Consider the following 25,309-nt stretch of genomic DNA (forward strand, 5'->3'; position numbering starts at 1 on the left):
GTGCCATGACACCCAGGGGGAACGGGGATGGACGGGGACATCACGCTCGCGTCGAAGGCGGATCTGGCCTTCGACGCGTTGCGCTTTCTGTACGTGGGCTTCCTCAGCTCACTGCCCGCGTGGGCGCGGTACACCGTGCTCGCGCTCTTCGGGCTGACCGTGGTGTACGGCTTCGTCAGCTGGCTGCGGAAACGGTCCGCCGACGAGCCCGCGGCCGCCGCCGACGTCCACGAGGACGAGGCACGCGTCCGATAGCTGGACCGAGGGCCGAGGTCAGGGCCCGGACGTGGGAGGATCGGGGGTGGCGGGTCAGGGCCGCGCGCCCGGTCCTGCCGTCGCAGTGCCCAGGCGCGAGCATGAGGAGCATCGTTGAGCAGGTTGCGTTGGCTGACCGCTGGGGAATCCCACGGACCCGCGCTGGTCGCGACGCTGGAGGGTCTTCCCGCCGGCGTCCCGGTCACCACTGAGCTGGTGGCGGACCACCTCGCGCGGCGGCGCCTCGGCTATGGGCGCGGCGCCCGGATGAAGTTCGAGCAGGACGAGGTCACCTTCCTCGGCGGCGTCCGGCACGGGCTCTCGCTGGGTTCGCCGATCGCCGTGATGGTCGGCAACACCGAGTGGCCCAAGTGGGAGAAGGTCATGTCGGCCGACCCGGTCGACCCCTCGGAGCTGAAGGAGACCGGCCGCAACGCGCCGCTCACCCGGCCCCGCCCCGGCCACGCCGACCTCGCCGGCATGCAGAAGTACGGCTTCGACGAGGCCCGGCCGATCCTGGAGCGCGCCAGCGCCCGGGAGACCGCCGCCCGCGTCGCCCTCGGCGCCGTCGCCCGGTCCTTCCTCAAGGAGGCCGCCGGCATCGAGATCGTCAGCCACGTGGTCGAACTGGCCGCGGCCAAGGCCCCGTACGGCGTCTACCCGGTCCCCGGCGACGTCGAGCGGCTCGACGCCGACCCGGTCCGCTGCCTCGACGCCGACGCGTCGAAGGCGATGGTCGCCGAGATCGACCAGGCCCACAAGGACGGCGACACCCTCGGCGGCGTCGTCGAGGTCCTCGCCTACGGCGTGCCCGTCGGCCTCGGCTCGCACGTCCACTGGGACCGCCGCCTCGACGCCCGGCTCGCCGCCGCCCTCATGGGCATCCAGGCCATCAAGGGCGTCGAGGTCGGCGACGGCTTCGACCTCGCCCGGGTGCCCGGCTCCCAGGCCCACGACGAGATCGTGAGGACCGAGGACGGCATCAAGCGCACCTCCGGCCGCTCCGGCGGCACCGAGGGCGGCCTCACCACCGGCGAACTGCTGCGCGTCCGCGCCGCCATGAAGCCGATCGCGACCGTCCCGCGCGCCCTCGCCACCATCGACGTCGCCACCGGCGAGGCAGCCGCGGCCCACCACCAGCGCTCCGACGTCTGCGCCGTCCCGGCCGCCGGCATCGTCGCCGAGGCCATGGTCGCCCTCGTCCTCGCCGACGCCGTCGTCGAGAAGTTCGGCGGCGACTCGGTCCCCGAGACCCGGCGCAACGTCCGGTCGTACCTCGACAACCTCCGCATCCGGTGACCGGCGGCCCGCTGGTCGTCCTCGTCGGCCCGATGGGCTCCGGCAAGTCCACGGTGGGCGCGCTCCTGGCCGAACGGCTCGGCGCGCCCTACCGGGACACCGACGCCGACATCGTCGCCGCCGAGGGCCGCGAGATCGCCGACATCTTCGTCGAGGACGGCGAGGAGCGCTTCCGCGCCCTGGAGAAGGCCGCCGTCACGCGGGCCGTCGCCGAGCACCGGGGCGTCCTCGCCCTGGGCGGCGGCGCGATCCTCGACGCCGACACCCGCGCGCTGCTGGCCGGGCAGCCCGTCGCGTACCTCTCGATGGACGTCGAGGAGGCCGTACGACGGGTCGGGCTCGGAGCGGCCCGCCCGCTGCTCGCCGTCAACCCGCGCCGGCAGTGGCGCGAGCTGATGGACGCCCGGCGCCACCTGTACGAAGAAGTCGCCCGCGTCGTGGTCGCCACCGACGCCCGCACCCCCGAAGAGGTCGCCGAGGCGGTCCTCGACGCACTGGAGCTGAAGGACGCATGACCACGGACCAGGAAGTCACCCGCATCCACGTCGGCGGCACGGCGGGCACGGAGCCGTACGAGGTGCTGGTCGGCCGGCAGCTGCTCGGCGAACTGCCCACCCTCATCGGCGACAAGGCCAAGCGGGTCGCGGTCATCCACCCCGAGGCGCTCGCCGAGACCGGTGAGGCGCTCCGCGAGGACCTCGCCGGGCAGGGGTACGAGGCCGTCGCCATCCAGGTGCCGAACGCCGAGGAGGCGAAGACCGCCGAGGTCGCCGCGTACTGCTGGAAGGCGCTCGGCCAGACCGGCTTCACCCGCACCGACGTCATCGTCGGCGTCGGCGGCGGCGCCACCACCGACCTGGCCGGCTTCGTCGCCGCGACCTGGCTGCGCGGCGTCCGCTGGGTCGCCGTGCCGACCACCGTCCTCGGCATGGTCGACGCGGCCGTCGGCGGCAAGACCGGCATCAACACCGCCGAGGGCAAGAACCTCGTCGGCGCCTTCCACCCGCCCGCCGGCGTCCTCTGCGACCTGGCCGCCCTCGACTCGCTGCCCGTCCACGACTTCGTCAGCGGGCTCGCGGAGATCATCAAGACCGGCTTCATCGCCGACCCGGTGATCCTCGACCTCGTCGAGGAGGACCCGCAGGCCGCCCGTACGCCCGCCGGACCGCACACCGCCGAGCTGATCGTCCGCTCGATCCGGGTGAAGGCCGACGTGGTCTCCGGCGACCTCAAGGAGTCCGGCCGCCGCGAGATCCTCAACTACGGGCACACCCTCGCGCACGCCATCGAGAAGAACGAGCGGTACAAGTGGCGCCACGGCGCCGCCGTCTCCGTCGGCATGGTCTTCGCCGCCGAGCTGGGCCGCCTCGCCGGCCGGCTCGACGACGCCACCGCCGACCGGCACCGCGCCGTCCTGGAGTCCGTCGGCCTGCCGCTCACCTACCGCGGCGACCAGTGGCCCAAGCTCCTGGAGACGATGAAGGTGGACAAGAAGTCCCGCGGCGACCTGCTGCGCTTCATCGTCCTCGACGGGCTCGCCAAGCCGTCCGTCCTGGAGGGCCCGGACCCGGCCGTCCTCTTCGCCGCCTACGGGGAGATCTCCGCATGAGCGGAACGCGGCGCGTCCTGGTGCTGAACGGGCCGAACCTCGGCCGGCTGGGCTCGCGCGAGCCCGACATCTACGGCGCCACCTCCTACACGGGGCTCGTGGAGTCCTGCCGGGAGCTCGGCGCCGAGCTCGGCTTCGACGTCGAGGTCCGCGAGACCAACGACGAGGGCGAGATGATCCGCTGGCTGCACGAGGCGGCCGACGGGCGCGTCCCGGTCGTGCTCAACCCGGGCGCCTTCACGCACTACTCGTACGGGATGCGGGACGCGGCCGCGCAGCGGACCGCCCCGCTGATCGAGGTGCACATCTCCAACCCGTACACCCGCGAGGAGTTCCGGCACACCTCGGTGGTGGCCGCCGTCGCGACCGGCACCATCGCCGGCTTCGGCATCGGCTCCTACCGGCTCGCCCTGCGCGCCCTCGCCGAGGAGCTCGACGCCCGGCTCTGAGCGGGTACGCGGACACGCGCGTACGCAGGACCCGGGGCGGTCGCCGTGCGGCGGCCGCCCTTCGCGCGCAGGCCCCGTCCCCGGCGGCCGGTCCTCGCGGCCGGGCCGTTCCGCCGGGCCGTTCCGCCGGGCATGTCCGGCGGGCACTTTCGGCGGGGTCCCGCCCGTTCCCCGAGCGGGGGGACGGGGCGGTAACGTTTTGGCATCCCCGGGGGGACCGGAGCGGGGCCGACGGCGGCACCGGACCGGCCGCCCGTACGACCTACCAGGCCGACGAGACGGAGTGGCACCGGATGCAGCACGCAGTGGGGGCACCGCTGCCACCGCCCGAGGGGCCGGGCCACACGCCCGGCCTGGGCCCGGCGGGCGGCCACGGCCCCGTACCCCCGCCTCCGCCCCCGCAGGCCGCGCCCTACCCGGGGCCGCCGTCCGGCGCGCCCGGCGGCCGGCTCGGGGTGCACCCGGCCGTGCGGCCGGGACAGCCCCCGGCGACCGGCGGCGCGGGCTGGGGCGCCGCCCCCGGAGGCGCCCCGCCGCATCCCGGCGGAGGCGCCCCGCCGCACTCCGCGGGGTCCCCGCACGCCACCGGGGCCGTCCCCCTCGCGCCGCCCGTGCCGGTCGTCGAGCACCGGCCCGGCACCGGGGGCGCCACGCTCGCCGTGCTGCTCATCGGGCCCGCCGGCGCCGGCAAGACGACCGTCGCCCGGCACTGGGCGACCCGCCGGCCCGTCCCCACCGCCCACATCAGCCTCGACGACGTCCGGGAATGGGTCTGCTCCGGCTTCGCCGACCCGCAGTCGGGGTGGAACGAGCACTCCGAGGCGCAGTACCGCCTCGCCCGCCGCACCTGCGGCTTCGCCGCCCGCAACTTCCTCGCCAACGGCATCTCCTGCATCCTCGACGACGCCGTCTTCCCCGACCGGCCCGCCGTCGGGCTCGGCGGCTGGAAGCGGCACGTCGGCCCCGGCCTGCTGCCGGTGGTCCTCCTGCCCGGCCTGGAGGTCGTCCTGGAGCGCAACGCCCAGCGCGCCGGCAACCGCCGGCTCTCCGACGAGGAGGTCGCCGCGATCCACGGCCGGATGGCCGGCTGGTACGGCTCCGGGCTGCCGATCATCGACAACTCCGCGCTCGACGTGGACGCCACCGCCCGGCTCATCGACGAGGCGCTGGCCCGGGCGATAGCCGCGCCGCCCGCCGGCTGACGGCGGGCGTTCCCCGGTCGGCCGCCGCCGACAGGCCGGGCCGGGGCCCGGCTCGTAGGCTCGGAGGCATGTCACAGGTGTATGCGGACCGCCGGGTCAGGCTGCGCGACCGGGTCGCGGCAGCGGGCAGTGCGGCGGCCCTGGTGTCCCGTCCCGCCAACGTCCGCTATCTGGCGGGCGGCGCCCCGCCCGGCGCCGTCCTCCTCGTCGGCCCCGAGCCCGGCGCGGACCTGCTGATCCGGCCGCTCGCCGCCGAGGGCGAGCCCCTCGACGGACGGCTCGACGAAGCGCTCCGGCAGCAGCAGCTGCCGCTCGGCGGCGGCGACGCGGCCGTCGCCGCCGCCGAACTCGCCCGCCGCTGCGGCGCCGACGGGCTCGCCGTCGAGGAGCACGACCTGACGGTGGCCCGCCACCGCAGCCTGGCCGCCGCCGCTCCCGGCCTCCGCCTCGCCGACCTCGCCTGCGCCGTCGAACAGCTCAGGGTGGTCAAGGACGAGGACGAGATCGGCTGTCTGCGGATCGCCGCCGAGATCGCCGACCAGGCCCTCGGCGAGCTCCTGGAGTCCATCCTCGTCGGCCGCACCGAACGCCACCTCGCCCTCGAACTGGAGCGGCGGCTCGTCGACCACGGCGCCGACGGGGCCGCCTTCCCCACCTCCGTCGCCACCGGGCCGCACTCCGGCCGGCGCGGCCACCGGCCCACCGACCGCCGGGTCGAGGAGGGCGACTTCCTCTCCGTCTGCCTCGGCGCCGACTACCACGGCTACCGCTGCGAGATCGGCCGGACCTTCGTCATCGGCACCGCGCCCGCCGACTGGCAGATCGAGCTGTACGAGCTCGTCTTCGCCGCTCAGCGGGCCGGCCGGGAGTCCCTCGTGCCCGGCGCCGGGTACCGTGACGTGGACCGCGCGGCACGCCAGATCCTCGACGCCGCGGGCCATGCGGAGACCGCCGTTCCGCTCACCGGACACGGCGTGGGGCTCGAAATCCACGAGGACCCGCAGTTGTCCCCCTCGGCCATGGGTAAACTGGACGCTTGTGTGCCGGTCACCGTCGAACCGGGGGTCCACCTCCCGGGCCGGGGCGGGGTCCGGATCGATGACACGCTCGTCGTGCGCCAGGAGGCGGACGGCGGACCCGAGCTACTCACCATCACGACCAAGGAGCTGCTCGCGCTGTGAGGCGCGTACGCCTCCTCGGTCCCACGTCAGTCCAGGAGATTCCGCAACCGTGGCTTCCACGAACGACCTCAAGAACGGCATGGTGCTCAAGCTCGAAGGCGGCCAGCTCTGGTCCGTCGTCGAGTTCCAGCACGTCAAGCCCGGCAAGGGCCCGGCCTTCGTGCGCACCAAGCTCAAGAACGTGCTGTCCGGCAAGGTCGTCGACAAGACCTTCAACGCCGGCGTGAAGGTGGAGACCGCGAACGTCGACAAGCGCGACATGCAGTTCTCCTACATGGACGGCGACTACTTCGTCTTCATGGACCTGGACACCTACGACCAGCTCCACATCGACCGCAAGGTCGTCGGCGACGCCGCCAACTTCCTCATCGAGGGCTTCACCGCGCTCGTCGCGCAGAACGAGGGCTCCGTGCTCTACGTCGAGCTGCCGGCCGCCGTCGAGCTCGTCATCGCCGAGACCGAGCCGGGCGTCCAGGGCGACCGCTCCACCGGTGGCACCAAGCCCGCCAAGCTGGAGACCGGCCACGAGATCCAGGTCCCGCTCTTCATCACCACCGGTGAGAAGGTCAAGGTCGACACCCGCACCAGCGACTACCTCGGCCGGGTGAACAGCTAACCGTGGCCGCCCGGAGCAAGGCCCGCAGGCGGGCCTTCCAGATCCTGTTCGAGGCCGACCAGCGCGGCACTTCGGTCCAGGAGGTCCTCGCGGACCAGATCCGGCTCCACCGTGCCGACGAGCGCCAGCCCGCGGTCGGTGACTTCACCATGCAGCTGGTCGAGGGATACGCCCAGTACGTGGCCCGGATCGACGAGCTCATCGCCACCTACGCGGTGGACTGGGACCTCGACCGGATGCCGGCCGCCGACCGGAACATCGTGCGCCTCGGCGCGTACGAGCTGATCTGGGAGGACGGCACGCCGGACGCGGTGGCCATCGACGAGGCCGTGCAGCTCGCCAAGGAGTTCTCCACGGACGACTCCCCGGCCTTCGTCAACGGTCTCCTCGGGCGCTTCAAGGACCTGAAGCCCCGACTCCGCCGCGACGTGGACGCCTAGTCCCGCACACGGCCCTGCGAAGGGGCCCGCCGCACCGTTCGGTGCCGCGGGCCCCTTCGCGTTATCCGGACGGGCCGCCCTGACCCGTTCGGGTGAGGGCGGCCGTGGGACGGGGACGCGAAAAGCGCCGGGCCCGTGGTCGTCGGATGACGTCCACGGGCCCGGCGGCACGTTTCTGCAGGTGCTGTGGAGGGGGTCAGTTCTCCTCGTGGGCGACCGCGCGGCGCGCATCCGCGTCGAGCACGCCCCAGCTGATCAGCTGCTCGGTGAGGACCGAGGGGGACTGGTCGTAGATGACGGCCAGGGTGCGCAGGTCGTCCTGGCGGATCGACAGCACCTTGCCGTTGTAGTCGCCGCGCTGCGACTGGATCGTCGCGGCGTAGCGCTGGAGGGGGCCGGCCTTCTCCTGCGGGACGTGGGCCAGGCGCTCCAGGTCCAGGACCAGCTTCGGCGGGGGCTCGGCGGCGCCGCCGGGGGTCGTACCGGGCAGCAGCTCCTGCACCGGCACGCCGTAGAAGTCCGCCAGCTCGGCCAGACGCTGTACGGTCACGGCGCGGTCGCCGCGCTCGTACGAGCCGACCACCACGGCCTTCCAGCGGCCCTGGGACTTCTCCTCCACCCCGTGGAGGGACAGGCCCTGCTGGGTGCGGATGGCGCGGAGTTTGGCCCCGAGCTGCTTTGCGTATTCGCTGGACATAACGCTCCCGGACGCTGTGACGACATGCGGCTGCGCCGCGCGGCTGGTAACTCACTGTGAGGTTACGCAGCGTTACTCTTTCCCGTCAAGCCGAAAAGGGCTCGCCACCCCCTCCCGGGGGACGGTCCGCCGCAGGTCGGAGCGGGGGAGGGGGCCCCGGGAAAGCCTGTGCGAGCGTCCCTGCTAAAGTGGACGCCGTACTTTCCGACGTCCTTTAAGAACCGTCCCGTGAGGCGGAGAAGGAGGTCCTTTCTTCATGGACACGCACGAGCACACCGATGTGGCGCGGCCCGTTCTCGAGGCCCCCGACATCGCCCGGGTCCTGACCCGGATCGCCCACGAGATCGTCGAGCGCGCCAAGGGCGCCGACGACGTGGTCCTCCTCGGCATTCCCACCCGCGGCGTCTACCTCGCCCGCAGGCTCGCCGAGAAGCTCGAATCGATCACCGGTGCCGCGATTCCGGTCGGTTCCCTCGACATCACCATGTACCGCGACGACCTCCGGTTGAAGCCGGCGCGCGCCATCGGCCGCACCGAGATCCCCGGGGACGGCGTGGACGGCCGCCTGGTCGTCCTCGTCGACGACGTGCTCTTCTCGGGCCGCACCATCCGCGCCGCCCTCGACGCCCTCGGCGACATCGGACGCCCCCGCGCGGTCCAGCTCGCCGTCCTCGTCGACCGCGGCCACCGCGAGCTCCCGATCCGCGCCGACTACGTCGGCAAGAACCTCCCCACGTCGCTGCGGGAGACCGTCAAGGTCCAGCTCGCCGAGGAGGACGGTCGCGACACCGTCCTGCTCGGCGGCAAGTCCGCCTCCTAGCCGGACCGGCCACCCCGCGGAGCCCGGGCACCCCGCCCGCGCGCCCGCATGCCCTGATGCCTCCCCACCCCGGAGAGAAACCCCGATGATGCGTCACCTCATCTCGGCCGCCGACCTCACCCGCGACGACGCCGTCCTGATCCTCGACACCGCCGAGGAGATGGCCCGGGTGGCCGACCGGCCCATCAAGAAGCTGCCGACCCTCCGCGGCCGGACCATCTGCAACCTGTTCTTCGAGGACTCCACCCGCACCCGGATCTCCTTCGAGGCCGCCGAGAAGCGCCTCTCCGCCGACGTCATCAACTTCGCGGCCAAGGGCTCCAGCGTCTCCAAGGGCGAGTCCCTGAAGGACACCGCGCAGACCCTGGAGGCGATGGGCGTCGACGCCGTCGTCATCCGGCACAGCGCCTCCGGCGCCCCCTTCCGCCTCGCCACCTCCGGCTGGATCGACGCCCCCGTCATCAACGCCGGCGACGGCACCCACCAGCACCCCACCCAGGCCCTCCTCGACGCCTTCACCATGCGCCGCCGCCTCGTCGGCCGCGACGCCGGTCTCGGCAGGGACCTGGCCGGCAAGCGCGTCACCCTCGTGGGCGACGTCCTGCACAGCCGGGTCGCCCGCTCCAACGTCGACCTGCTGCACACCCTCGGCGCCGAGGTCACCCTGGTGGCCCCGCCCACCCTCGTCCCCGTCGGCGTCGAGACCTGGCCCTGCGAGGTCAGCTACGACCTCGACAGCGTGCTGCCGAAGTCCGACGCGGTGATGATGCTGCGTGTGCAGCGCGAGCGGATGAACGCCGCCTTCTTCCCGACCGAGCGCGAGTACTCGCGCCGCTACGGCCTGGACGGCGAGCGGATGGCGAAGATGCCCGAGCACGCCATCGTCATGCACCCCGGCCCCATGGTCCGCGGCATGGAGATCACCGCCGAGGTCGCCGACTCCGACCGCTGCACGGTCGTCGAGCAGGTCGCCAACGGCGTCTCCGTCCGGATGGCCGTCCTCTACCTGCTGCTCGGCGGCTCCGAGCCCGCCGTCGCCCCCGCCACCACCCGTACCGAGGAGAGCAAGTAAAGATGAGCAAGATCCTTATCCGTGGTGCGAAGGTGCTGGGCGGCGAGCCGCAGGACGTCCTCCTCGACGGCGAGACGATCGAGGCGGTCGGCACCGGCCTGTCCGCCGAGGGCGCGACCGTGATCGAGGCCGAGGGCCAGATCCTCCTCCCCGGCCTCGTCGACCTCCACACCCACCTGCGCGAGCCCGGCCGCGAGGACTCCGAGACCGTCCTCACCGGCACCCGCGCCGCCGCCTCCGGCGGCTACACGGCCGTCTTCGCCATGGCCAACACCCACCCGGTCGCCGACACCGCCGGCGTCGTCGAGCAGGTCTACCGGCTCGGCAAGGAGGCCGGCTACTGCGACGTGCAGCCCATCGGCGCCGTCACCGTCGGCCTGGAGGGCAAGAAGCTCGCCGAGCTCGGCGCCATGCACGACTCCGCCGCCGGCGTCACCGTCTTCTCCGACGACGGCAAGTGCGTCGACGACGCCGTGATCATGCGCCGCGCCCTGGAGTACGTGAAGGCCTTCGGCGGCGTCGTCGCCCAGCACGCCCAGGAGCCCCGCCTCACCGAGGGCGCCCAGATGAACGAGGGCGTCGTCTCCGCCGAGCTCGGCCTCGGCGGCTGGCCGGCCGTGGCGGAGGAGTCGATCATCGCCCGCGACGTCCTCCTCGCCGAGCACGTCGGCTCCCGCGTCCACATCTGCCACCTCTCCACCGCCGGCTCCGTCGAGATCGTCCGCTGGGCCAAGTCCCGCGGCATCGACGTCACCGCCGAGGTCACCCCGCACCACCTCCTCCTCACGGACGAGCTGGTCCGCACGTACGACCCGGTCTACAAGGTCAACCCGCCGCTGCGCACCGAGCGCGACGTGCTGGCCCTGCGCGAGGCCCTGGCCGACGGCACGATCGACATCGTCGCCACCGACCACGCCCCGCACCCGCACGAGGACAAGGACTGCGAGTGGGCCGCCGCCGCCATGGGCATGGTCGGCCTGGAGACCGCGCTCTCCGTCGTCCAGCAGACGATGGTGGAGACCGGCCTCCTCGACTGGGCCGGCGTCGCCGACCGGATGTCCTCCGCCCCGGCCCGCATCGGCCGCGCCACCGGCCACGGACGACCCGTCTCGGCTGGTGAGCCCGCGAACCTGGTCCTGGTCGATCCGGCTTACCGTGGGACGGTGGACCCCGCGGACTTCGCCTCCCGCAGCCGCAACACCCCCTACGAGGGCCGTGAGCTGCCGGGTCGCGTCACCCACACCTTCCTGCGGGGCCGGGCAACGGTCATGGACGGGAAGTTGGCGTGACACACACCATCGCAAGCGCGGCCCTCGCCGCGGAGCAGAAGTCGGCGGAGGTGACCGACTGGGCCGGCCGCATCGGCTGGGTCGTCGGACTCCTGCTCTTCGTCGCCTTCGTCTACTGGCTCATGCGCCAGGGCTGGAAGTGGCGCGGCAGCCTCCAGTCGGACCTTCCCGAACTCCCCGAGGTGCCGCGGACGCCCGGTGAGGCCAAGCTGACTGTGTTGTCGATGGCCGGCCGCTACCACGGCTCCACCACCGCCGGTCAGTGGCTGGACCGGATCGTCGCCCACGGCCTCGGCACCCGCAGCCGCGCCGAGCTCACGCTCACCGAGGCCGGGATCTCGGTCGTCCGCCCCGGGGCGAACGACTTCCTGATCCCCGCCGCCGCCCTGCGCGAGGCCCGTCTCGACAAGGGCATCGCCGGCAAGGTCCTCGCCGAGGGCGGGCTCCTGATCGTCACCTGGGAGCACGGCGGCACCCTCCTCGACTCCGGCTTCCGCTCCGACCGGGCCGCCGAGCACACCGCCTGGGTCGAGACCCTCAACTCCATGATCGACACCTCGATCGACACTCCGAAGACCGACACGACGGAAGGCATCGCACGATGACGACCTCCACAAGGGGAGCCCAGGCTCCCGCCGTACTCGTCCTGGAGGACGGCCGCACCTTCCGCGGCCGCGCCTACGGGGCCGTGGGGGAGACCTTCGGCGAGGCCGTGTTCTCCACCGGCATGACCGGCTACCAGGAGACCCTCACCGACCCGTCGTACGACCGCCAGATCGTCGTCGCCACGGCCCCCCAGATCGGCAACACCGGCTGGAACGACGAGGACGACGAGTCGAGCCGCATCTGGGTCTCCGGCTACGTGGTCCGCGACCCCGCCCGCATCCCGTCGAACTGGCGCGCCAAGCGCAGCCTCGACGACGAGCTGGTCGCCCAGGGCGTCGTCGGCATCTCCGGCATCGACACCCGCGCCCTCACCCGCCACCTGCGCGAGCGCGGCTCCATGCGCGCCGGCGTCTTCTCCGGCGAGGCGCTCGCCCCCGAGGCCGAGCTGCTCGCCCGCGTGCAGGCCCAGCCGCACATGAAGGGCGCCAGCCTCTACGAGGAGGTCGCCACCAAGGAGCCGTACGTCGTCCCCGCGATCGGCGAGAAGAAGTTCACCGTCGCCGCGATCGACCTCGGCATCAAGGGCATGACCCCGCACCGGATGGCCGAGCGCGGCATCGAGGTCCACGTGCTGCCCGCCACCGCCACCGCCGACGACGTGTACGCGGTGAACCCGGACGGCGTCTTCTTCTCCAACGGCCCGGGCGACCCGGCCACCGCCGACGGCCCGGTCGCGCTGATGACCGCCGTCCTGGAGCGGAAGACCCCGCTCTTCGGCATCTGCTTCGGCAACCAGATCCTCGGCCGCGCGCTCGGCTTCGGCACCTACAAGCTGAAGTACGGCCACCGGGGCATCAACCAGCCCGTCCAGGACCGGACCACCGGCAAGGTCGAGGTCACCGCGCACAACCACGGCTTCGCCGTCGACGCGCCCCTCGACAAGGCCTCCGAGACCCCCTTCGGCCGCGCCGAGGTCTCCCACGTCTGCCTGAACGACAACGTCGTGGAGGGCCTCCGGCTGCTCGACCAGCCGGGCTTCTCCGTCCAGTACCACCCCGAGGCGGCCGCGGGCCCGCACGACGCCGCGTACCTCTTCGACCGCTTCGTGACCCTCATGGAGGCCGAGCGTGCCTAAGCGCACCGATATCCAGTCCGTCCTGGTCATCGGCTCCGGCCCGATCGTCATCGGCCAGGCCGCCGAGTTCGACTACTCCGGCACCCAGGCCTGCCGGGTCCTCAAGGCCGAGGGCCTGCGGGTCATCCTGGTCAACTCCAACCCGGCCACGATCATGACCGACCCGGAGATCGCCGACGCCACCTACGTCGAGCCGATCACCCCCGAGTTCGTCGAGAAGATCATCGCCAAGGAGCGCCCCGACGCCCTCCTGCCCACCCTCGGCGGCCAGACCGCGCTCAACACCGCGATCTCCATGCACGAGCAGGGCGTCCTGGAGAAGTACGGCGTCGAGCTCATCGGCGCCAACGTCGAGGCCATCCACAAGGGCGAGGACCGCGACCTCTTCAAGGGCGTCGTCGAGGCCGTCAACGCCAAGATCGGCTACGGCGAGTCCGCCCGCTCGGTCATCTGCCACTCCATGGACGACGTCCTCAAGGGCGTCGACACCCTCGGCGGCTACCCCGTCGTCGTCCGCCCCTCCTTCACCATGGGCGGCGCCGGCTCCGGCTTCGCCCACGACGAGGAGGAGCTGCGCCGCATCGCCGGCCAGGGCCTCACGCTCTCCCCGACCACCGAGGTGCTCCTGGAGGAGTCCATCCTCGGCTGGAAGGAGTACGAGCTGGAGCTCATGCGCGACAAGCACGACAACGTCGTGGTCGTCTGCTCCATCGAGAACTTCGACCCGATGGGCGTCCACACCGGCGACTCCATCACCGTCGCCCCGGCGATGACGCTCACCGACCGCGAGTACCAGATCCTCCGCGACATCGGCATCGCGATCATCCGCGAGGTCGGCGTCGACACCGGCGGCTGCAACATCCAGTTCGCGGTCGACCCGGTCGACGGCCGTGTGATCGTCATCGAGATGAACCCGCGCGTCTCCCGCTCCTCGGCCCTCGCCTCCAAGGCCACCGGCTTCCCGATCGCCAAGATCGCGGCCCGGCTCGCCGTCGGCTACACCCTGGACGAGATCCCGAACGACATCACGGAGAAGACCCCGGCGTCCTTCGAGCCCACGCTCGACTACGTCGTGGTCAAGGCCCCGCGCTTCGCCTTCGAGAAGTTCCCCTCCGCCGACTCCACGCTGACCACGACCATGAAGTCGGTCGGCGAGGCCATGGCCATCGGCCGGAACTTCCCCGAGGCCCTCCAGAAGGCCCTGCGCTCCCTGGAGAAGAAGGGCTCGCAGTTCGCCTTCACCGGCGAGCCCGGCGACAAGGCCGAACTCCTCCGCGAGGCGGTCCGCCCCACCGACGGCCGCATCAACACCGTCATGCAGGCGATCCGGGCCGGCGCCACCCCGGAGGAGGTCTTCGAGTACACGAAGATCGACCCGTGGTTCGTCGACCAGCTCTTCCTGATCAAGGAGATCGCCGACGAGCTCGCCGGCGCCGACAAGCTGGAGCCGGAGCTCCTCGCCGAGGCCAAGCGCCACGGCTTCTCCGACGCCCAGATCGCGGAGATCCGCGGCCTGCGCGAGGACGTCGTCCGCGAGGTCCGGCACGCCCTCGGCGTCCGCCCGGTCTACAAGACGGTCGACACCTGCGCCGCCGAGTTCGCCGCGAAGACGCCGTACTTCTACTCCTCCTACGACGAGGAGTCCGAGGTCGCGCCGCGCGAGAAGCCCGCCGTGATCATCCTCGGCTCCGGCCCGAACCGCATCGGCCAGGGCATCGAGTTCGACTACTCCTGCGTCCACGCCTCCTTCGCCCTGAGCGACGCCGGCTACGAGACCGTGATGGTCAACTGCAACCCGGAGACCGTCTCGACGGACTACGACACCTCCGACCGCCTGTACTTCGAGCCGCTGACGCTCGAAGACGTGCTGGAGATCGTCCACGCCGAGTCCCTCGCGGGCCCGATCGCCGGTGTCGTCGTCCAGCTCGGCGGCCAGACGCCGCTCGGCCTCTCCCAGGCCCTCAAGGACAACGGCGTGCCGGTCGTCGGCACCTCCCCGGAGGCCATCCACGCCGCCGAGGACCGCGGCGCCTTCGGCCGCGTCCTGGAGGAGGCCGGCCTGCCGGCCCCCAAGCACGGCACCGCCACCACCTTCGCCGGCGCCAAGAAGATCGCCGACGAGATCGGCTACCCGGTCCTGGTCCGCCCCTCGTACGTGCTCGGCGGCCGCGGCATGGAGATCGTCTACGACGAGGCGCGCCTGGAGTCGTACATCGCCGAGTCCACCGAGATCAGCCCCACCCGGCCGGTCCTGGTCGACCGCTTCCTCGACGACGCCATCGAGATCGACGTCGACGCCCTCTACGACGGCACCGAGCTCTACCTCGGCGGCGTCATGGAGCACATCGAGGAGGCCGGCATCCACTCCGGCGACTCGGCCTGCGCCCTGCCCCCGATCACCCTCGGCGGCTTCGACATCAAGCGGCTGCGCGCCTCCACCGAGGCCATCGCCAAGGGCGTCGGCGTCCGCGGCCTGATCAACATCCAGTTCGCCATGGCCGGCGACATCCTCTACGTCCTGGAGGCCAACCCGCGCGCCTCCCGGACCGTGCCCTTCACCTCCAAGGCCACCGCCGTCCCGCTCGCCAAGGCCGCCGCCCGCATCTCGCTGGGCGCCACCATCGCCGAGCTGCGCGCCGAGGGCCTGCTGCCGAAGACCGGCGACGGCGGCACCCTGCCGCTCGACGCGCCGATCTCCGTCAAGGAGGCCGTGATGCCGTGGTCGCGCTTCCGCGACGTGCACGGCCGCGGCGTGGACACCGTCCTCGGCCCGGAGATGCGCTCCACCGGCGAGGTCATGGGCATCGACGCCGTCTTCGGCACCGCCTACGCCAAGTCGCAGGCCGGCGCCTACGGCCCGCTGCCCACCAAGGGCCGCGCCTTCATCTCGGTCGCCAACCGCGACAAGCGCTCGATGATCTTCCCGGCGCGCGAGCTGGTCGCCCACGGCTTCGAACTGCTCGCCACCTCCGGCACCGCCGAGGTCCTCAAGCGCAACGGCATCAACGCCACCGTCGTGCGCAAGCTCAGCGAGGGCGAGGGCCCGGACGGCGAGAAGACCGTCGTCCAGCTCATCCACGACGGCCAGGTCGACCTGATCGTCAACACCCCGTACGGCACCGGCGGCCGCCTCGACGGCTACGAGATCCGTACGGCGGCGGTGTCCCGCGGCGTCCCGTGCCTCACCACGGTCCAGGCGCTCGCCGCGGCCGTCCAGGGCATCGACGCCCTCAACCACGGCGATGTCGGCGTCCGTTCCCTCCAGGAACACGCCGAACACCTGACCGCGGCCCGCGACTAGCAGCCACCGAGGGGGACACCGGAAACGGTGTCCCCCTCTTCATGAGGACACCACCATGTACAAGCTCTTCTTCCAGCTCGTCTTCAAGCGCATGGACCCCGAGAAGGCCCACTACCTCGCCTTCCGCTGGATCCGGCTCGCGGCCCGCACCCCCGTCCTGCGCACCTTCGTCGCGGCCGTCCTCGCGCCCCGGTACAAGGAGCTGCGCACCGAGGCCCTGGGCCTGCGCATGCACGGCCCCTTCGGCCTCGCCGCCGGTTTCGACAAGAACGCCGTCGCCATCGACGGCATGGCCATGCTCGGCTTCGACCACGTCGAGATCGGCACGGTCACCGGCGAGGCCCAGCCCGGCAACCCCAAGAAGCGGCTCTTCCGCCTCGTCCCGGACCGGGCCCTGATCAACCGCATGGGCTTCAACAACGAGGGCTCCGCCGCCGTCGCCGCCCGCCTCCACGCGCGGGCGGAGGTCTTCAGGACCGTCGTCGGCGTCAACATCGGCAAGACCAAGGCCGTCGAGGAGGCCGACGCGGCCGCCGACTACGTGAAGTCCACCGAGCGGCTCGCCACCCACGCCGACTACCTCGTCGTCAACGTCTCCTCGCCGAACACCCCCGGCCTGCGCAACCTCCAGGCCACCGAGTCGCTGCGCCCGCTGCTCACCGCCGTCCGCGAGGCCGCCGACCGCACGGTCACCGACCGCCGCGTCCCGCTCCTGGTGAAGATCGCCCCCGACCTCGCCGACGAGGACGTGGACGCCGTCGCCGACCTCGCCGTCGAGCTCGGCCTGGACGGCATCATCGCCACCAACACCACCATCGCCCGCGAGGGCCTCGGCCTGAGCTCCTCCCCGGCCCTCGTCCAGGAGACCGGCGGCCTCTCCGGCGCCCCGCTCAAGGAGCGCTCCCTGGAGGTCCTGCGCCGCCTGTACGCGCGCGTGGGCGACCGGATCGTCCTGGTGGGCGTCGGCGGCATCGAGAACGCCGAGGACGCCTGGCAGCGCATCCTCGCCGGCGCCACCCTGATCCAGGGCTACAGCGCCTTCATCTACGAGGGCCCCTGCTACGCCCGCGCCATCCACAAGGGGCTCGCCGCGCGCCTCGCGGCCTCCCCGTACGCCACCATCGCCGAGGCCGTCGGCGCGGACCACCGAAAGGCCACCACCTCGTGACTCCCTCCTTCGGCACCCGCCTGCGCTCCGCCATGGACGAGCGCGGCCCGCTCTGCGTCGGCATCGACCCGCACGCCTCCCTGCTGGGCTCCTGGGGCCTCGGCGACGACATCGCCGGCCTGGAGCGCTTCACGTACACCGTGGTCGAGGCGCTGGCGGAGACCGTCGCCGTCTTCAAGCCGCAGGCCGCCTTCTTCGAGCGCTTCGGCTCGCGCGGCATCGCCGTCCTGGAGCGCGCCACCGCCGACCTGCGGGCCGCCGGCGGCCTGGTCGTCATGGACGCCAAGCGCGGTGACATCGGCTCCACCATGGCCGCCTACGCGGAGGCCTTCCTCCGGAAGGGCTCCCCGCTCTTCTCCGACGCGCTCACGGTCTCCCCGTACCTCGGCTACGGCTCCCTGAAGCCGGCCGTCGACCTGGCCCGCGAGTCCGGAGCCGGCCTCTTCGTCCTGGCGCTGACCTCGAACCCGGAGGGCGCGGAGGTGCAGCGGGCGGTACGCACCGACGACCCGGCCGGCCGGACGATCGGCGCGACCATGCTCGCCCACCTGGCGGAGGAGAACGCGGGGGAGACCCCCATGGGCTCCTTCGGCGCGGTCGTCGGCGCCACCCTCGGCGACCTCTCCTCCTTCGACCTCGACATCAACGGCCCGCTGCTCGCTCCGGGCATCGGCGCCCAGGGCGCGACCCCGGCCGACCTTCCGGTCGTCTTCGGGGACGCGGTCCGCAACGTGGTCCCGAACGTCAGCCGCGGGGTGCTGCGCGCCGGACCGGACGCGTCCGCCCTGCGGGACGCGGCGACGCGCTACGCGGACGAGATCCGGGCCGCCGTCGCCGGCTGACCCCGCCGGCCCGCCCCCGGGTCATCCCCGCAGGTGGGAGCGGACGGCGGGCGCGGGCCGCGTCCCGTCGTGGCACTTGACGAAATCTTGGCAGAAATCCGGGTCGATATGCCGGAAAAGTCCTGGTCGGCAGAGGCTGACCAGGACTTTTCCGCTGTTCTCGCTGACTGGAGCGGCCATGGCCGCTAGTCTCCGGGGCAGAGCAGACGTCCGACGGCCGCGTCGTCGGGCGTTGCTCCACTGGTGTGGGTCGACCAGGTCCTCACCGGTCCGTATCCGACAGATCGACATCCGAGGTGACGTAGGCGTGGCTCTTCCGCCCCTTACCCCTGAACAGCGCGCAGCCGCGCTCGAGAAGGCCGCCGCGGCTCGCCGGGAGCGGGCCGAGGTCAAGAATCGACTCAAGCACTCCGGCGCATCCCTCCACGAGGTCATCAAGCAGGGCCAGGAGAACGACGTCATCGGCAAGATGAAGGTCTCCGCGCTCCTTGAGTCCCTGCCCGGCGTCGGCAAGGTCCGCGCCAAGCAGATCATGGAGCGGCTCGGCATCTCCGAGAGCCGCCGCGTCCGCGGTCTCGGCTCCAACCAGATCGCCTCCCTGGAGCGCGAGTTCGGCGGCGCCGGCGCCTGACCCGGCGCTCCGGCGGGTGCCCGATCCGGGCCACGCGTCCCGGGCACCCCGGCGTTACTGGAATAATCGCCGCATGGCAGCAGAGGTACGTCCGCGGCTGACCGTGCTCTCAGGCCCCTCAGGGGTCGGCAAGAGCACGGTCGTCGCTCATATGCGCAAGGTCCACCCCGAGGTCTGGCTCTCGGTGTCGGCCACGACACGAAAGCCCCGCCCCGGCGAGAAGCACGGCGTCCAGTACTTCTTCGTCTCGGACGACGAGTTCGACAAGCTGATCGCCAACGGTGAGCTCCTCGAGTGGGCCGAGTTCGCGGGCAACCGCTACGGCACCCCTCGCGGCGCGGTCGTCGACCGCCTGGAGAAGGGCGAGCCCGTGCTCCTGGAGATCGAGCTCCAGGGCGCGCGCCAGGTGAAGGAGTCCATGGCCGACTCCCGCCTCGTCTTCCTGGCCCCGCCGAGCTGGGAGGAGCTGGTCCGCCGGCTCACCGGCCGCGGCACCGAGTCGCCCGAGGTCATCGAGCGGCGTCTGGCGGCCGCCAAGATCGAACTCGCCGCGGAGTCGGAGTTCGACACCACGCTCGTCAACACCTCCGTCGAGGACGTCGCACGCGAGCTGCTAACGTTGATGCACGTAGTCTGATCTTTCTGATCATTCTGCACTCTCTGAATCTTTCAGGGTCTCTCCAAATCTTTTATCCATCTTCGGAAGGTAGAGCGTGTCCTCTTCCATCACCGCGCCCGAGGGCATCATCAACCCGCCGATCGACGAGCTGCTCGAGGCCACGGACTCGAAGTACAGCCTCGTGATCTACGCGGCCAAGCGCGCGCGTCAGATCAACGCGTACTACTCGCAGCTCGGTGAGGGCCTGCTGGAGTACGTCGGTCCCCTCGTCGACACCCACGTCCACGAGAAGCCGCTCTCGATCGCCCTGCGCGAGATCAACGCGGGCCTGCTGACCTCCGAGGCCGTCGAGGGTCCCGTTCAGTAAGCGTTGCGTTCGTCACTCCAGGCCCGGCGGTCCTTCCGCCGGGCCTGTGGTGTCTCATGGAGTCGTACGCAATCCGAGAGCGCGCACCCGCGTGGGGAGAGGCAGCCGTGACCAAGCCGAAGGTCGTCCTGGGCGTGAGCGGCGGGATCGCCGCCTACAAGGCGTGCGAGCTGCTGCGCCGGCTCACCGAGTCGGGCCACGACGTCCGCGTCGTCCCCACCGACTCCGCGCTCCACTTCGTCGGCGCCGCCACCTGGTCCGCACTCTCCGGCAACCCCGTCTCCACCGAGGTCTGGGAGACCGTCCACGAGGTGCCGCACGTCCGCATCGGCCAGGGCGCCGACCTCGTCGTCGTCGCCCCCGCCACCGCCGACATGCTCGCCAAGGCGGCCCACGGCCTCGCCGACGACCTCCTCACCAACACGCTGCTCACCGCGCGCTGTCCGGTCGTCTTCGCCCCCGCCATGCACACCGAGATGTGGGAGCACCCGGCCACCCAGGAGAACGTGGCCACGCTCCGCCGCCGCGGCGCCGTCGTCATCGAACCCGCCGTCGGCCGTCTCACCGGCGTCGACACCGGCAAGGGGCGGCTCCCCGACCCCGGCGAGATCTTCGAGGTCTGCCGCAGGATCCTCGCCCGCGGCGTCACCGCCCCCGACCTGGCGGGCCGCCACGTCGTGGTGTCCGCCGGCGGCACCCGCGAGCCCCTCGACCCGGTCCGCTACCTGGGCAACCGCTCCTCCGGCAAGCAGGGCTACGCCCTCGCCAAGGCCGCCGCCGCCCGCGGCGCGAGGGTCACCCTGATCGAGGCCAACACCGCCCTTCCCGACCCGGCCGGCGTCGACGTCGTCCACGTCGGCACCGCCGTCCAGCTGCGCGAGGCCGTCCTCAAGGCCGCCGCCGACGCCGACGCGGTCGTCATGGCCGCCGCCGTCGCCGACTTCCGCCCGGCCGCGTACGCCACCGGCAAGATCAAGAAGACCGACGACGGGGGCGCGCCCACCATCGAGCTGGTCCGCAACCCCGACATCCTCGCCGAGCTCTCCGCCGACCGCGCCCTGCCCGGCCAGGTCGTCGTCGGCTTCGCCGCCGAGACCGACGACGTGCTCGCCAACGGCCGCGCCAAGCTCGCCCGCAAGGGCTGCGACCTCCTCGTCGTCAACGAGGTCGGCGAGCGCAAGACCTTCGGCTCGGAGGAGAACGAGGCCGTGGTCCTCGCCGCCGACGGCACCGAGACCCCGGTCCCGTACGGCCCGAAGGAAGCCCTCGCCGAGACCGTCTGGGACCTCGTCCTGCCCCGCCTGCGGGAGCGCTCCGCCTGAGAACGGGGCGGCCGGGGCGCGCGAAACGCCGGGGCGCGAGTGATCTCCGCCCTACGGAACGTGCTCCCCGGCCCCCTCCCGGAGCCGGTTCGCCCCAGCTGATCACATTCGTCAGGCGAGACACCTGGTCCATCCGGCGACCCGGCCCGATAGACTGTCCGTGGAACGTCGCGGGGCGCAGCCCCCTGCCGGTCCGCGAAGAGATAGCCAGCAGCCGCTGCAACCCCAGGGAGCGTTGTGTCCCGTCGTCTGTTCACCTCGGAGTCCGTCACCGAGGGGCACCCCGACAAGATCGCTGACCAGATCAGCGACACCATCCTCGACGCGCTGCTCCGGGAGGACCCCACCTCCCGCGTCGCCGTCGAGACGCTGATCACCACCGGCCTCGTGCACGTCGCGGGCGAGGTGACCACCAAGGCGTGGGCGGACATCCCGACCCTCGTCCGCAACAAGATCCTCGAGATCGGGTACGACTCCTCGAAGAAGGGCTTCGACGGCGCCTCCTGCGGCGTCTCGGTCTCCATCGGGTCGCAGTCCCCCGACATCGCGCAGGGCGTGGACACCGCCTACGAGAAGCGCGTCGAGGGCGACGAGGACGAGCTCGACAAGCAGGGCGCCGGCGACCAGGGCCTGATGTTCGGCTACGCCTCGGACGAGACCCCCGAGCTGATGCCGCTGCCGATCCACCTCGCGCACCGGCTCTCCCGCCGCCTCACCGAGGTCCGCAAGAACGGCACCATCCCGTACCTGCGCCCCGACGGCAAGACCCAGGTCACCATCGAGTACGACGGCGACAAGGCCGTCCGCCTCGACACGGTCGTCGTCTCCTCGCAGCACGCCTCGGACATCGACCTCGAATCGCTGCTCGCGCCCGACATCCGCGAGTTCGTCGTCGAGCACGTCCTGCAGGAGCTCGTCGAGGACGGCATCAAGCTCGACACCGACGGCTACCGCCTGCTGGTCAACCCGACCGGCCGCTTCGAGATCGGCGGCCCGATGGGCGACGCCGGCCTCACCGGCCGCAAGATCATCATCGACACCTACGGCGGCATGGCCCGCCACGGCGGCGGCGCCTTCTCCGGCAAGGACCCGTCGAAGGTCGACCGCTCGGCCGCCTACGCCATGCGCTGGGTCGCCAAGAACGTCGTCGCCGCGGGCCTCGCCTCCCGCTGCGAGGTCCAGGTCGCCTACGCGATCGGCAAGGCCGAGCCCGTCGGCCTCTTCGTCGAGACCTTCGGCACCAACGCCGTCGAGACCGAGAAGATCGAGAACGCCATCGGCGAGGTCTTCGACCTCCGCCCGGCCGCGATCATCCGCGACCTCGACCTGCTCCGCCCGATCTACTCCCAGACCGCCGCCTACGGCCACTTCGGCCGCGAGCTGCCCGACTTCACCTGGGAGCGCACCGACCGCGTCGACGCCCTCAAGAAGGCCGCCGGCCTGTAGTCCCCCCGTACCACCTCCGGAAGCCCGGCACCCCTCAGGGGGCGCCGGGCTTCCGGCGTGCTCCCGCTGTCCGAGCCGTCTGGTAGGTATGGGGCTGTGAGCAGCGAGAAGGGGAACGGGGTGAGCGGCGAGGGGCCCGAGCAGCTTGCGCTGATCCGGGAGACCGTGCGCAAGGCGAAGGTGCCGAAGGCGAAGCCGCGGACGTGGCGGGGGGCGGCGCTCGCGAAGGAGCTGCCGGTCGCGCGGGTGGTGGTGAACAAGGGGGTGCTGCACCTCGACCAGTTCTTCGACTACGCGGTGCCCGAGGAGCTCGACGAGGTCGCGCGGCCGGGCGTGCGGGTGCGGGTGCGGTTCGGGGCCGGGGCCGGGCAGGTGCGGGGCGGGCGCCGGGAGGGCGGGCGGCTGATCGACGGGTTCCTCGTCGAGCGGCGGGCCGTGTCCGACTACTCGGGGCCGCTGGCCGCGCTCGCCGACGTGGTGTCGCCCGAGCCGGTGCTCGGGCCCGAGCTGCTCGCGCTCGCGCGGGCCGTCGCCGACCGGTACGCGGGCAGCCTCGCCGACGTGCTGCAGCTCGCCGTGCCGCCGCGCAACGCCGCCGCCGAGCGGCGGGACTCGCCCGCGCCGCTGCCGCCGCCCCCGCCGCCGGAGCCGGGCACCTGGGGGCGGTACGAGCAGGGGCCGGCGTTCCTGGAGTCGCTGGCGCGCGGCGGGGCGCCCCGGGCGGTCTGGACGGCGCTGCCGGGGCCGCACTGGGCCGAGGAGATCGCCCGCGCGGTCGCCGCCACGCTCGCCTCCGGGCGCGGCGCCCTCGTCGTCGTGCCCGACGGGCGGGCCGTCGGCCGTGTCGACGCGGCGCTGACCGCCGTCCTGGGGGAGGGGCGGCACGCGGTGCTCACCGCCGAGGCCGGGCCCGAGAAGCGGTACGGGCAGTGGCTCGCCGTGCGGCGCGGCTCCGTGCGGGCCGTCGTCGGCACCCGCGCCGCCATGTTCGCGCCCGTCCGGGATCCGGGCCTCGTCGTCGTCTGGGACGACGGCGACGGCAGCCACAGCGACCCGCACGCCCCGCAGCCGCACTCCCGCGAGGTGCTGCTGCTGCGCGCCGCGCACGACCGGTGCGCCTTCCTGCTCGGCGCCACCGGCTGCACCGTGGAGGCCGCGCAGCTCGTCGAGTCCGGCTGGGCCCGGCCGCTCGCCGCGAGCCGCGAGGAGGTCCGCAGGGCCGCGCCCCGGGTGCGTACCGTCGGCGACGACCTGCTCGCCCGGGACGGGGCCGCGCGCGCCGCCCGGCTGCCCTCGCTCGCCTGGGAGACGCTCCGGGACGGGCTGCGCTCCGGGCCGGTCCTGATCCAGGTGCCCCGCCGGGGGTACGTGCCCCGGCTCGCCTGCCAGCAGTGCCGGACGCCCGCCCGCTGCCGGCACTGCGCCGGGCCGCTGGAGGCCCCCGACCAGCGCGAGCTGCACTGCGCCTGGTGCGGGCGCGAGGCCCCCGACTGGCACTGTGAGGCGTGCGGATCCACCCGGCTGCGCGCCCAGGTCGTCGGCGCCCGCAGGACCGCGGAGGAGCTGGGCCGGGCCTTCCCCGCCGTGCCGGTGCGGACCTCCGGCCGCGATCACGTCCTGGACCGGGTCCCGGACCGCCCCGCCCTCGTCGTCTCCACCCCCGGCGCCGAACCGGTCGCCGACGGCGGCTACGCGGCCGCGCTGCTGCTCGACGGCTGGGCCCTGCTCGGCCGCCCCGACCTGCGGGCCGGCGAGGAGGCGCTGCGGCGCTGGATGGACGCGGCCTCGCTGGTCAGGGGCCAGGCGGAGGGCGGCACGGTGGTGGTGGTCGCCGAGCCGACGCTCCGGCCCGTGCAGGCGCTGGTCCGCTGGGATCCGGTCGGGCACGCCCAGCGGGAGCTGGCCGAGCGGGCCGAGCTGGGTTTCCCGCCGGTCTCCCGGATGGCCGCGGTGACCGGGCCGCCCGAGTCGGTGGCGACCTTCCTCACGGGCGCCGCGCTGCCCATGGACGCGGAGATCCTCGGGCCGGTGCCGCTGCCGGTGGTCCGCCCGGGGTCCGTCCGCCGGCCCGGCGATCCGCCGCCCGGCGAGCAGTGGGACCGGGCGCTCGTCCGGGTACCGCCGGGCAGCGGCGCGGCGCTCGCGCAGGCCCTCAAGCACGCCCGGGCGAGTCGCCAGGCGCGCGGCACCGGTGACCCCGTCTGGGTCAGGGTGGATCCGCCGGACATCGGCTGACGGACGGCGGAGCGGACACGGCGACGGCCGCCGCCCCCTTCGGCCAGGGGACGGCGGCCGGTCGTCGGACCCGCGCGGTCAGCCGTTGCGCGGGCTGGGGAAGGCGGGGGAGCGGGGCTCCTCGCGGAGGGTGGCGCTGCCCGAGGTGGGCTGCGGCGGCATGCTGCGGGCGGCGGGCACCGACGGCAGGGTGCGGGTCACGCCCGGCTCGGCGACGCCGTGCTGCTCCGGCTCCACCGCGGGCGGCTGGGGCGCCCGGCGGGCGCCGTAACGGCGGTGGACGGCCTGCTTGGTGACACCCAGCGCGGAACCGACGGCGTCCCAGGAGAACCCGAGGGAGCGGTCGAACTCGACGGCCGCGGTCACCAGGGTCTCGACGCTGTCGCGGAGCTCCTGGGCGAGCCGAACGGTGGGGGCGGGGGCGCGGCCGTAGACGACGAAGCCCGTGGACGGGCCGGAGCGGCGAGGGCGGTAGACATTGCCCAGCTGGGCCGTGAGCGTGCGCAGTGCGTCCACCTGCCGCCGGACCCGCTCGATGTCCCGCACCAGCAGGTGCAGACTCGCCCGGGCTTGGGCGTCGTGGGTTGCGTGGTCGGCCATGTGAAAGCCTCTCGAACCGGCGATGGAAGGGCGGGCGGCCGCAGGGGGACGGCAGCCCGATTCGGTCAATCTCTCTTGACCAACGCGCCACCGGGACTTGGGTCACGC

25 protein-coding genes are annotated in these 25,309 nt (G+C 72.9%); 23 read left to right on the forward strand and 2 right to left on the reverse strand.

Features of this window, described 5'->3' with window-relative positions; all coding sequences use genetic code 11:
- The first annotated feature begins 27 nt into the window (after nucleotides 1-27).
- The 9 genes from ABZ621_RS13970 (at nucleotide 28) to nusB (ending at nucleotide 7,051) form a co-directional block, all read left to right on the forward strand.
- Nucleotides 28-255, forward strand: a complete 228-nt coding sequence (locus ABZ621_RS13970; RefSeq protein WP_360604016.1) for a hypothetical protein — start codon at nucleotides 28-30, stop codon at nucleotides 253-255.
- 114 nt (nucleotides 256-369) lie between these two features.
- The gene (gene aroC, locus ABZ621_RS13975) at nucleotides 370-1,554 is read left to right on the forward strand and encodes a chorismate synthase (protein ID WP_360604017.1); all 1,185 of its coding nucleotides are present in this window, start codon (nucleotides 370-372) and stop codon (nucleotides 1,552-1,554) included.
- Nucleotides 1,551-2,069: a shikimate kinase gene (locus ABZ621_RS13980; protein WP_360604019.1), complete on the forward strand. Its 519-nt coding sequence runs from the start codon at nucleotides 1,551-1,553 to the stop codon at nucleotides 2,067-2,069. The genes aroC and ABZ621_RS13980 overlap by 4 nt, the downstream gene beginning before the upstream one ends.
- On the forward strand, nucleotides 2,066-3,163 hold the full coding sequence (gene aroB, locus ABZ621_RS13985) for a 3-dehydroquinate synthase (RefSeq protein WP_360604021.1): 1,098 nt from the start codon (nucleotides 2,066-2,068) through the stop codon (nucleotides 3,161-3,163). The genes ABZ621_RS13980 and aroB overlap by 4 nt, the downstream gene beginning before the upstream one ends.
- Entirely contained in the window at nucleotides 3,160-3,612 is a 453-nt protein-coding gene (gene aroQ, locus ABZ621_RS13990) for a type II 3-dehydroquinate dehydratase (protein ID WP_360604023.1), read from the forward strand. The genes aroB and aroQ overlap by 4 nt, the downstream gene beginning before the upstream one ends.
- A 293-nt stretch (nucleotides 3,613-3,905) precedes the next feature.
- Nucleotides 3,906-4,814, forward strand: a complete 909-nt coding sequence (locus tag ABZ621_RS13995) for an AAA family ATPase (RefSeq protein ID WP_360604025.1) — start codon at nucleotides 3,906-3,908, stop codon at nucleotides 4,812-4,814.
- A 68-nt stretch (nucleotides 4,815-4,882) separates the two neighbouring features.
- Nucleotides 4,883-5,995, forward strand: a complete 1,113-nt coding sequence (locus tag ABZ621_RS14000; protein WP_360604027.1) for a M24 family metallopeptidase — start codon at nucleotides 4,883-4,885, stop codon at nucleotides 5,993-5,995.
- A gap of 49 nt (nucleotides 5,996-6,044) precedes the next feature.
- Entirely contained in the window at nucleotides 6,045-6,611 is a 567-nt protein-coding gene (gene efp, locus ABZ621_RS14005) for an elongation factor P (protein WP_030745513.1), read from the forward strand.
- A gap of 2 nt (nucleotides 6,612-6,613) precedes the next feature.
- On the forward strand, nucleotides 6,614-7,051 hold the full coding sequence (nusB, locus tag ABZ621_RS14010) for a transcription antitermination factor NusB (protein WP_169092715.1): 438 nt from the start codon (nucleotides 6,614-6,616) through the stop codon (nucleotides 7,049-7,051).
- Between the two features lie 196 nt (nucleotides 7,052-7,247).
- Here the strand turns inward: nusB and bldD are convergent, their stop codons facing one another.
- Nucleotides 7,248-7,748 (reverse strand): transcriptional regulator BldD, encoded by a 501-nt coding sequence (gene bldD / locus ABZ621_RS14015; RefSeq protein ID WP_015032294.1) that lies wholly within the window; start codon nucleotides 7,746-7,748, stop codon nucleotides 7,248-7,250.
- Nucleotides 7,749-8,004: 256 nt separating this feature from the next.
- Between bldD and pyrR the strand changes: the two genes are divergently transcribed.
- The 14 genes from pyrR (at nucleotide 8,005) to ABZ621_RS14085 (ending at nucleotide 24,601) form a co-directional block, all read left to right on the forward strand.
- Nucleotides 8,005-8,568, forward strand: a complete 564-nt coding sequence (gene pyrR, locus ABZ621_RS14020) for a bifunctional pyr operon transcriptional regulator/uracil phosphoribosyltransferase PyrR (protein ID WP_360604030.1) — start codon at nucleotides 8,005-8,007, stop codon at nucleotides 8,566-8,568.
- Between the two features lie 85 nt (nucleotides 8,569-8,653).
- A complete protein-coding gene (locus tag ABZ621_RS14025) occupies nucleotides 8,654-9,640 on the forward strand; it encodes an aspartate carbamoyltransferase catalytic subunit (RefSeq protein WP_360604032.1) in 987 nt (328 codons plus the stop codon).
- 2 nt (nucleotides 9,641-9,642) lie between these two features.
- Nucleotides 9,643-10,929, forward strand: a complete 1,287-nt coding sequence (locus ABZ621_RS14030) for a dihydroorotase (protein ID WP_360604034.1) — start codon at nucleotides 9,643-9,645, stop codon at nucleotides 10,927-10,929.
- Nucleotides 10,926-11,534, forward strand: a complete 609-nt coding sequence (locus ABZ621_RS14035) for a hypothetical protein (protein ID WP_360604036.1) — start codon at nucleotides 10,926-10,928, stop codon at nucleotides 11,532-11,534. The genes ABZ621_RS14030 and ABZ621_RS14035 overlap by 4 nt, the downstream gene beginning before the upstream one ends.
- Nucleotides 11,531-12,670: a glutamine-hydrolyzing carbamoyl-phosphate synthase small subunit gene (gene carA, locus ABZ621_RS14040; protein ID WP_360604038.1), complete on the forward strand. Its 1,140-nt coding sequence runs from the start codon at nucleotides 11,531-11,533 to the stop codon at nucleotides 12,668-12,670. Before ABZ621_RS14035 ends, carA begins: the two co-directional genes overlap by 4 nt.
- Entirely contained in the window at nucleotides 12,663-15,971 is a 3,309-nt protein-coding gene (gene carB / locus ABZ621_RS14045) for a carbamoyl-phosphate synthase large subunit (protein ID WP_360604040.1), read from the forward strand. Before carA ends, carB begins: the two co-directional genes overlap by 8 nt.
- Nucleotides 15,972-16,026: 55 nt before the next feature.
- Nucleotides 16,027-17,139, forward strand: a complete 1,113-nt coding sequence (locus ABZ621_RS14050; protein ID WP_360604042.1) for a quinone-dependent dihydroorotate dehydrogenase — start codon at nucleotides 16,027-16,029, stop codon at nucleotides 17,137-17,139.
- Nucleotides 17,136-17,981, forward strand: coding sequence for an orotidine-5'-phosphate decarboxylase (gene pyrF, locus ABZ621_RS14055; protein WP_360604044.1), 846 nt, complete (start codon nucleotides 17,136-17,138; stop codon nucleotides 17,979-17,981). Before ABZ621_RS14050 ends, pyrF begins: the two co-directional genes overlap by 4 nt.
- A 307-nt stretch (nucleotides 17,982-18,288) precedes the next feature.
- Complete coding sequence (locus ABZ621_RS14060; RefSeq protein ID WP_030493613.1) at nucleotides 18,289-18,612, forward strand: integration host factor; 324 nt, start codon at nucleotides 18,289-18,291, stop codon at nucleotides 18,610-18,612.
- Nucleotides 18,613-18,685: 73 nt separating this feature from the next.
- Nucleotides 18,686-19,249: a guanylate kinase gene (gene gmk / locus ABZ621_RS14065; RefSeq protein WP_360604046.1), complete on the forward strand. Its 564-nt coding sequence runs from the start codon at nucleotides 18,686-18,688 to the stop codon at nucleotides 19,247-19,249.
- A gap of 76 nt (nucleotides 19,250-19,325) precedes the next feature.
- Entirely contained in the window at nucleotides 19,326-19,598 is a 273-nt protein-coding gene (gene rpoZ / locus ABZ621_RS14070; RefSeq protein WP_030493615.1) for a DNA-directed RNA polymerase subunit omega, read from the forward strand.
- A 107-nt stretch (nucleotides 19,599-19,705) separates the two neighbouring features.
- A complete protein-coding gene (coaBC, locus tag ABZ621_RS14075; RefSeq protein WP_360604048.1) occupies nucleotides 19,706-20,920 on the forward strand; it encodes a bifunctional phosphopantothenoylcysteine decarboxylase/phosphopantothenate--cysteine ligase CoaBC in 1,215 nt (404 codons plus the stop codon).
- A gap of 237 nt (nucleotides 20,921-21,157) precedes the next feature.
- The gene (metK, locus tag ABZ621_RS14080; RefSeq protein WP_360604050.1) at nucleotides 21,158-22,366 is read left to right on the forward strand and encodes a methionine adenosyltransferase; all 1,209 of its coding nucleotides are present in this window, start codon (nucleotides 21,158-21,160) and stop codon (nucleotides 22,364-22,366) included.
- 96 nt (nucleotides 22,367-22,462) lie between these two features.
- Nucleotides 22,463-24,601 (forward strand): primosomal protein N', encoded by a 2,139-nt coding sequence (locus ABZ621_RS14085; RefSeq protein ID WP_360604052.1) that lies wholly within the window; start codon nucleotides 22,463-22,465, stop codon nucleotides 24,599-24,601.
- Nucleotides 24,602-24,679: 78 nt separating this feature from the next.
- Here ABZ621_RS14085 and ABZ621_RS14090 read toward each other — a convergent pair whose 3' ends face one another.
- The gene (locus ABZ621_RS14090) at nucleotides 24,680-25,201 is read right to left on the reverse strand and encodes a hypothetical protein (RefSeq protein WP_360604054.1); all 522 of its coding nucleotides are present in this window, start codon (nucleotides 25,199-25,201) and stop codon (nucleotides 24,680-24,682) included.
- Between the last annotated feature and the right edge of the window lie 108 nt (nucleotides 25,202-25,309).

It is taken from the genome of Streptomyces sp. NPDC007863 (assembly GCF_040633895.1).
GTDB lineage: Bacteria > Actinomycetota > Actinomycetes > Streptomycetales > Streptomycetaceae > Streptomyces.